Here is a 7,597-nt window from a genome sequence, read left to right on the forward strand (position 1 = left end):
GGTGTCGGGCGCGTTCAGGGACCCCTTGGCAAGCTCGAGGAGGTGCGCGGCCACCCCCGCTGCTGCCCGGCGGACCACGGTGCGGTTCATCCGGTTGGGGCCTGGGCCCATCACGGCGCGGAGCCCGGCGGTGCCGAACTGGAGGTTGCCGTCAAAGCTGTCGGCGAGTTCCGCGGCGGCGTCCGGATCCTGTGCGGCCCGTTCGGCCAGCCGGTTCAGGTCTGCGGCCGTTGCCGGGTCGGGATCGTGGCGGGCCCACTGGGTTGCGGCGGCAAGAAGGGCTGCTGTTTCGAGTGCGGCGGCGGACTCGGAACTGGAATCTTGAGAATGGGTCACCAGACCAATGTAGCGGCACACGGCACATGCCGGGAATCTGCTGCGCCCGGGGTGGTCCTGTGCCGCGCACCGTGCTGCTGGGCGTTCCGGCCGTCCATCACTTCCCGCTGGGGCGGAACCCAAGCTGAGTTGTGCCCGCGGTGCACCCGGGGCGCAACTCGACTCGAGTTTGGCCCCACAGAAAAGTCCGCAACCACGTTTCACGAAGCGATGCGGCTTGGCCCCATTCTCGGTACGCTCACGGACGGCCTCGCGCGCCCGCGGGTTCGCCGAGTGTACGGTTCTGGTGGGCTGGCGCGCCCGCGGGTTCGCCGAGTGTACAGTTCTGGTGGGCTGGCGCGCCCGCGGGTTCGCCGAGTGTACGGTTCGGGCGGCCTCGCCGTGGGAACAGCCACCGGATATGTACAGTCGGCGGAATTTTGACGGGCGCGGCGGCCTGGCAGCGTGTGGAGAGCGGGACGAGCCAGGTCGGGGGCCAAGCGAGGGTGGTGCCCCCCTGCCCGGGCGGGGACAGGCGAGGGCGGGGCCAAGCCGCTAGGGCGGTGGGTCCACGCAGGTGATTCCACGACTGCGGGGCCGCCCCGCGACCGGCCCGACAAGATACACCGCACGGGCGGGTTGGCCCCGGTTTGGGTGAACGGGGCCCATTTGCCGCGGGCTGGCCCCGGTTTCAGGAACCGACGCGGCCCCACAGCGCCAGGTGCGGCGGCGCTGGGAGGCGGGAGCCGGCGTCGTGCTTAAAAAGAGGTGCACCCGAAAAGCTACGGAATAGGCCTCGTAACGGGTGCGACCCAGGCGCTACATTTTGGCGATGATGTCCGCCAGGAGCCGGGAGATGCGCGGGCCGGCGGCCTGGCCGGCCTCGATCACCTCGGCGTGGCTGAGCGGGACGGGGCTGATGCCGGCGGCGAGGTTGGTCACCAGCGAGATCCCGAAGACTTCCATGCCGGCGGCGCGCGCAGCGATGGCCTCCAGTGCCGTGGACATGCCCACCAGGTCGGCCCCGATGCGCTTGGCATACTGGACCTCGGCGGGGGTTTCGTAGTGGGGCCCGGTGAATTGCGCGTAGACGCCCTCATCCAGCGTGGGGTCAACCTCGCGGGCCACGGCGCGCAGCCGGGGGGAATAGAGGTCGGTCAGGTCCACGAACGTGGCCCCTTCCAACGGCGAGGTGGCCGTCAGGTTGATGTGGTCGCTGATGAGCACGGGGGTGCCCGGCGTCCAAGCCTCGTTGAGCCCGCCGCAGCCGTTCGTCAGCACAATGGCCTTGGCGCCGGTGGCCGCGGCGGTGCGCACGCCATGGACCACGGCCCGCACGCCCTTGCCCTCGTAAAAGTGCGTCCGGGCGCCGAGAACCAGCACATTCTTCCCGTCCGGGGTGCGGATCGAGGTGAGAGTGCCCACATGGCCCACCACGGCGGGGGCCGTGAATCCGGGGACATCCGTGGCACTGACGGTGGCGGTCACCTCGCCGATGAGCCCGGCCGCCTCACCCCAACCGGATCCCAGGACAAGGGCAAGATCGTGCTGTTCCACGCCGGTGGCCGTGGCAATGTAGGCGGCAGCCTGGCGCGCCAGCTCCGTCGGGTCGGTTTCCTGGAAAGTCTCTTGGGTGTTCACGAGACAAACATACCGGCAAGCCGCGGGCCGGCGCCACGCGCGCGAACGCCCCGTTTCGGCGGCCTGTAGAACTTGGTGACTGTGCAGGGATAGGCGAGAATGATCAATTGTGATGAGCGAACAAGATGCATTCAAGCCCTTTGCCGTGCCCAGCCTTGCGATCCTTGGCGGTGGCCCCGGCGGCTACGAAGCGGCCATGGTGGCGGCCTCCATGGGCTCGCAGGTGACCATCGTGGAGCGTGCCGGGCTGGGCGGCTCCGCCGTGCTCACCGATGTGGTCCCGTCGAAGACGCTGATCGCCACGGCCGAGTCCATGAACCGCAGCATCGACTCCACCAAGCTGGGTGTCAGCTTTAACGCGGACGACGGCGACGCCAAGACGGCCCTCCGCGCGGACTTGCAGCAGATCAACCAGCGCGTCATGAAGCTCGCCAAGGAGCAGTCAACCGACATCCGCCGCGGACTGGAGGCGGTGGGCGTGCGCGTGGTGATCGGCACCGGCCGCCTGCTGGACGGGCGCACCATCGAGGTGGACCGCGGCGAATCCAAGGAAATCATCAAGGCCGACGCCGTGCTGGTCTCGGTCGGTGCGCACCCCCGCGAGCTGGCCACCGCCAAGCCCGACGGCGAACGCATCCTGAACTGGACCCAGATTTACAACCTTGAGGAATTGCCGGAGGAGCTCATTGTGGTCGGTTCCGGGGTGACGGGCGCCGAATTTGCCTCCGCCTTCAACGGCCTGGGCTCCAACGTCACGCTCATTTCCAGCCGCGACCAGGTGCTCCCCGGCGAGGATTCCGATGCCGCCGCCGTCCTGGAGGATGTTTTTGAGCGCCGCGGGCTGCGCGTACTGTCGCGCTCCCGCGCCGAGGCCGTGGAACGCACCGAGAACGGCGTGGTGGTGACCCTCGGCGACGGTTCCAAGGTCACCGGCACGCACTGCCTGGTGTGCGTGGGTTCCATCCCCAACACCACGGGAATCGGGCTGGACGCGGCCGGCGTCGAGCTGACCCCCAGCGGCCACATCAAGGTCGACGGCGTCTCCCGCACCAGCGCCCCCAACGTCTACGCGGCGGGCGACTGCACGGGTGTGCTTGCCCTGGCCTCCGTGGCCGCGATGCAGGGCCGCATCGCCGTGGCCCACCTGGGCGGCGACGGCGTTCGCCCGCTGAAGCTGACGCAGGTTTCCTCCAACATCTTCACATCCCCCGAGATCGCGTCCGTGGGCGTGTCCGAGGCGGACCTGGCCTCCGGAAAATACCAGGGCGACGTGGTGAAGCTGTCCCTGCAGACCAACGCCCGGGCGAAAATGCGCGGCGTCAACGACGGCTTCGTCAAGATCATTGCGCGCAAGGGTTCCGGCACCGTCATCGGCGGCGTGGTGGTGGGCGCCGGCGCGTGCGAGCTGATCTTCCCCATCGCCCTGGCCGTGACCCAGAAGCTGCACGTGGACGACGTCGCCAACACGTTCACCGTTTACCCCTCGCTCTCCGGATCCATCTCGGAGGCCGCCCGGCGCTTGCACGTCCACATGTAGCCCCCGCCCAACTGTGTGTCAGATACTGCATGAAATCACCCAAAAAATGGGTAAAAACGTGCACTTTCTGACGCACAGTTGGGGTGGGCGGGGGAGTCAGGCCGGGGCGGGCTGGAAGTGCTGCTCGATCAGGGCCCGCACCTCGCCGTGGCAGCCGCCGCAGCCCGTGCCGGCGCGGGTTGCCGCCGACACTTCCGCCACCGTTCCGCAACCACCAACGACGGCGGCCGCTATGGTCTGCCGGTCCACCCCGGCGCAGCGGCACACAGTACCGTCCGGGGCCCCGCCAGCCGCGGCAGGCATCCCGGCCGCGTCCAGCCGCAGCAGCTCCGACCGGTCCGCGGGAAGCTCCGAGCCGCGTTCAAACAACAGCACCAGCTCCGCGCCGGCCCGCGGCATCCCCACACTGACAAACCCTTCCAGCACGCCCGCGCGGGTGGCCATTTTCAGGTATTGACCGTGCTCCGGGTCCGCCCAGGTGCTCACGTTCAGGGGAGGGGCGGCCTGAAGCGTGCCCGCAGTATGGCCTGGATCGGCGCCTTCGGCGGGCTCGTCGAAAGGCTCCGCAGCGACATTTCCCGCGGCCGCCACATCCACCCCGCGCGCCTTGAGCACGATGACGGGCGGCTGTTCGGGCGCCAGCGCCGCGGGGGGACCGGCTGGCTGCGCGCCGGACGGCTGCGCGCCGGCAAGCAGCACCCGGGCGAGCCATTCGGCCTGCCGCCAGCCGGGCCCGATCAGCCCCGACGGGCCGTTGCTTCCGCGGCAATCCGCGCACTGCTCGTCCAGGCAGCGGACCTCGGCGCAGTCGCCCATGGCAAACACCTGCGGGTCGTGGTGCGCCTGCAGCCCGTGGTCCACCAGGATGCCGCGCCCCGTGGCCAACCCGGCGCCAGCAGCAACCTCCGTCCGCGCCCGCACCCCGCACGACAGCACCAGCAGGTCCCCGTCAATCGTGGTGCCGTCGTCCAATTCCAAGGCAGAGAACGACGCCGGTACACCGGTCCCGCCGTCAGGTCCCGTCCCGCCGTCGGGCAGAATAGCGCTGTCCGGCCCAGTACCGCTGCCCGACCCAGCACCGCCGTCCAGCCCCGTCCCGCCGTCCAGCCCCGTCCCGCTGTTCGGACCAGCAGCACCGTCCGGCCCGGTCCCGCTGGCGGGGGTGCCGCCGTCGTGCCTGCCCAGCAGCACACCGGTGGAGCGCGAGTTGGGGGCCACGCGGATTCCCCGCGCCCGCAGCGCGGCGGCCAGCACCCTGCCCGCATTGGCGTCAATGCTGCGGCCCAGGGTGTGCGGGCCGTGGTGGACCACGGTGACGCGGGCGCCTTCGTCGGCCGCGGCCAGGGCGGCTTCGAGCCCCAGGATGCCGCCGCCCAGGATGACCACGCGGCGCCGTCCCTGCACGGCGCGGTGGAGGGCTGCGGCGTCGTCGAGGTTCCGCAGCGTGATGACGCCGGCGGGGAGCCGGATGGGCAGCTGCGGGTCCGGGTTGAGCCTGGCAAGGTTTGGCACCACGGGGCGCGCTCCGGTGGCGAAAACCAGCCGCCCGTATTGCACCGCGGAGCCGTCCGAAAGGTGCACCAGCTGCCGGGCCCGGTCCACCCGGCGCACGCACACGCCCAGACGGAGCACCACGCCTGCCGCCTCCAATTCGTCCCTGTCCGCCAGCGCAATGTCCGCGGCGGTGGTCCGGCCCACGCCGAGGTCGGCCACCAGCACGCGGTTGTAGGCGGGGTGGGGTTCGTCGCCAATCACGGTCAGGGACAGGGCCCCCGAGCGGACCGCCGGGAGGAGACTGTCCACCAGCCGCGCGGCGACCGGGCCGAAGCCGATGACCACAATGGGGGAGTTCTCGGAATCAGTCGGCGCCATGGCGGGGCCCTCCTGCCGGGGTGGGAGCGGAAACCGGCGCCACCGTGACGGCGCTGGTCTTGAATTCGGGCATGCCGGACACGGGGTCCGTGGCGGAGGATGTCACCAGGTTGGCGCTTTGCAGCCCCGGAAAATGGAAGGGCAAAAACACCGTGTCCAGGCGCATGGCGGTGCTGAATTCCGCTGTGCAGCGGACTTCGCCGCGCGGGTTCGCCACCGCGACGGGCCCGCCGTCGGCAATGCCGCGGGCAGCTGCGGTGGCCGGGTGGATGAGCAGCCGGGCGTTGGGCCGGGCCGCCGCGAGCTCCGGCACCCGGCGGGTCTGGGCGCCGGTCTGGTAGTGCTCCAGCAACCGACCCGTGGCCAGGGCCAGCGTGGCGCCGGCAAACAGCGGGTCCCGGGTGCCGGCGTCGTGCCCCAACAAGCCGGAGCCGGGGCCGGAACCAGCGCTGGCGGGCGAAACAGGCACCAGCACGGCCCGGCCGTCGGGGTGGGCAAACCGTTCGCGGAACAGCCGCGGCGTGCCCGTGCTGCCGGCCGGGAAGGGCCAGTACGCCGCCTCGCCGGAGTCCAGGAGCGGGTAGTCGATGCCGGAATAGTCGGCCAGGCCGCCGGCGGATGCCGCCCGCAGCTCGGTGAACACCTGCTCCGGATCCGGGCTGAACGTGCCCGGCGACCCCAGCCGGCGCGCCAGTTCGGCCATGATCCACAGCTCCGAGCGGGCTCCGGACGGCGGCGACACCGCGGCCCGGCGCCGCAGCACCCGCCCCTCCAGGTTGGTCACGGTGCCGTCCTCCTCGGCCCACTGCAGCACCGGCAGCACCACGTCCGCCAGGGCCGCCGTCTCGGACAGGAAAAAGTCGCACACCACCAGCAGGTCAAGGGCGCGCAGCCCGGCCGCCACCCGGGCGGAATCCGGCGCGGACACGGCGGGGTTGGCGCCGTGCACCAGGAACGCCCGCACCCCGCCCGGCTGCCCTAGCGAGGCAAGAAGTTCGACGGCGGGCAGCCCCGGCCCGGGAATCGCCGCCTCCGGAATTCCCCAGACGCGGGCAACATGGGCGCGGGCGGCCGGGTCGGTGATCTTGCGGTAGCCGGGCAGCTGGTCCGCCTTTTGGCCGTGTTCGCGCCCGCCCTGGCCGTTGCCCTGGCCGGTCAGGGTGCCGTAGCCGCTGTGCGCGGAACCAGGCAGCCCGAGCAGGAGCGCGAGGTTGATGGCCGCCGTGGCGGTGTCGGTGCCGTCCACGTGCTGCTCCACACCCCGGCCGCTGAGGATGTAAGTGCCGCCGTTGCGGGTGCCGGCGGCCAGCAGCCGGGCGGTCTCGCGCAGCAGCGTGACGGGAACGCCGGTGATGCGGCTGGTGTGCTCGGGCCACCAGGGTGCCACACTGCGCACGACGCCGGCATATCCGCTGGTCCGCGACGCGAGATACTCCTTGTCCGCCAGCCCCTCGTGGATCACAATGTGCGCCAGGCCCAGCAGCAGCGGGAGGTCCGTGGCGGGGACGGGCTGGAGGTGCAGGCCCGCACCGTCGGCCGTGAAGTCTGCCGTTGCGGTGCGCCGCGGATCCACCACCACCAGGCCGCCGGAGTTGCGGGCGCCCTGCAGGTGCTGGACAAACGGCGGCATGGTTTCAGCCACGTTGGACCCCAGCAGCAGGATGGTGTGCGCGGAATCCAGGTCCTCCATGGGGAACGGCAGCCCGCGGTCCACGCCAAAGGCCCGGTTGCCCGCAGCGGCCGCCGAGGCCATGCAAAACCTGCCGTTGTAGTCGATCCGCGACGTCCCCAGCGCCACCCGCGCAAACTTGCCCAGCTGGTATGCCTTCTCATTCGTGAGCCCGCCGCCGCCAAACACGCCGACGGCGTCCGGCCCGTGCTGCTCCCGGGTGGCCTTGAGGCGGGCGGCCACCAGGTCCAGGGCAGTGTCCCAGCTGGCCGGGGACAGCTCGCCGTTTTCGTTCCTTATTAACGGGGAGGTGAGCCGTTCCGGATGGCCCAACAGGGCCGCCGACGTCCAGCCCTTGCGGCACAGCCCGCCGCGGTTTGTGGGGAAATCCCGGCTGGCAATCTCCGGGGTTGCGGCGTGAGTAGTTGCGGCGTGAGTAGCTGCGGCGTGGGTGGCCGGGCCGGGGGATACATTCGAGGTGGACGGGCCGGGGGCTGCGCCCGAGGTGGCTGGACCCGTTCCAACCGTCAGCGTCATGGCGCATTGCAGGGCGCAGTAGGGGC

Annotated in this window: 4 protein-coding genes and 1 pseudogene; 1 reads left to right on the top strand and 4 read right to left on the bottom strand. The window is 71.0% G+C overall.

Features of this window, described 5'->3' with window-relative positions; translation table 11 throughout:
- Positions 1-336 (bottom strand): annotated as a pseudogene (locus tag LPN03_RS20065) (hypothetical protein); the annotation flags it as partial.
- 798 nt (positions 337-1,134) lie between these two features.
- On the bottom strand, positions 1,135-1,956 hold the full coding sequence (locus LPN03_RS20070) for a purine-nucleoside phosphorylase (protein WP_165181554.1): 822 nt from the start codon (positions 1,954-1,956) through the stop codon (positions 1,135-1,137).
- 112 nt (positions 1,957-2,068) lie between these two features.
- Between LPN03_RS20070 and LPN03_RS20075 the strand changes: the two genes are divergently transcribed.
- Positions 2,069-3,493, top strand: coding sequence for an NAD(P)H-quinone dehydrogenase (locus LPN03_RS20075; protein WP_262455661.1), 1,425 nt, complete (start codon positions 2,069-2,071; stop codon positions 3,491-3,493).
- Between the two features lie 96 nt (positions 3,494-3,589).
- Here the strand turns inward: LPN03_RS20075 and LPN03_RS20080 are convergent, their stop codons facing one another.
- Together LPN03_RS20080 and LPN03_RS20085 are read right to left on the bottom strand one after the other, a co-directional pair.
- Positions 3,590-5,365, bottom strand: a complete 1,776-nt coding sequence (locus tag LPN03_RS20080) for an FAD-dependent oxidoreductase (RefSeq protein ID WP_262455662.1) — start codon at positions 5,363-5,365, stop codon at positions 3,590-3,592.
- A partial coding sequence (locus LPN03_RS20085) for a molybdopterin oxidoreductase family protein (protein WP_410468626.1) occupies positions 5,352-7,597 on the bottom strand: 2,246 nt, incomplete at its 5' end. The genes LPN03_RS20085 and LPN03_RS20080, both read right to left, overlap by 14 nt.

This window comes from Arthrobacter sp. A2-55 (genome assembly GCF_025548615.1).
Classification (GTDB): domain Bacteria; phylum Actinomycetota; class Actinomycetes; order Actinomycetales; family Micrococcaceae; genus Specibacter; species Specibacter silviterrae.

What these genes read in the sequence shown, in the direction of transcription:
- LPN03_RS20075 (WP_262455661.1), top strand. Translation starts at nt 2,069, where the DNA reads ATGAGCGAACAAGATGCATTCAAGCCCTTTGCCGTGCCCAGCCTTGCG.
- LPN03_RS20080 (WP_262455662.1), bottom strand. Translation starts at nt 5,365, where the DNA reads ATGGCGCCGACTGATTCCGAGAACTCCCCCATTGTGGTCATCGGCTTC.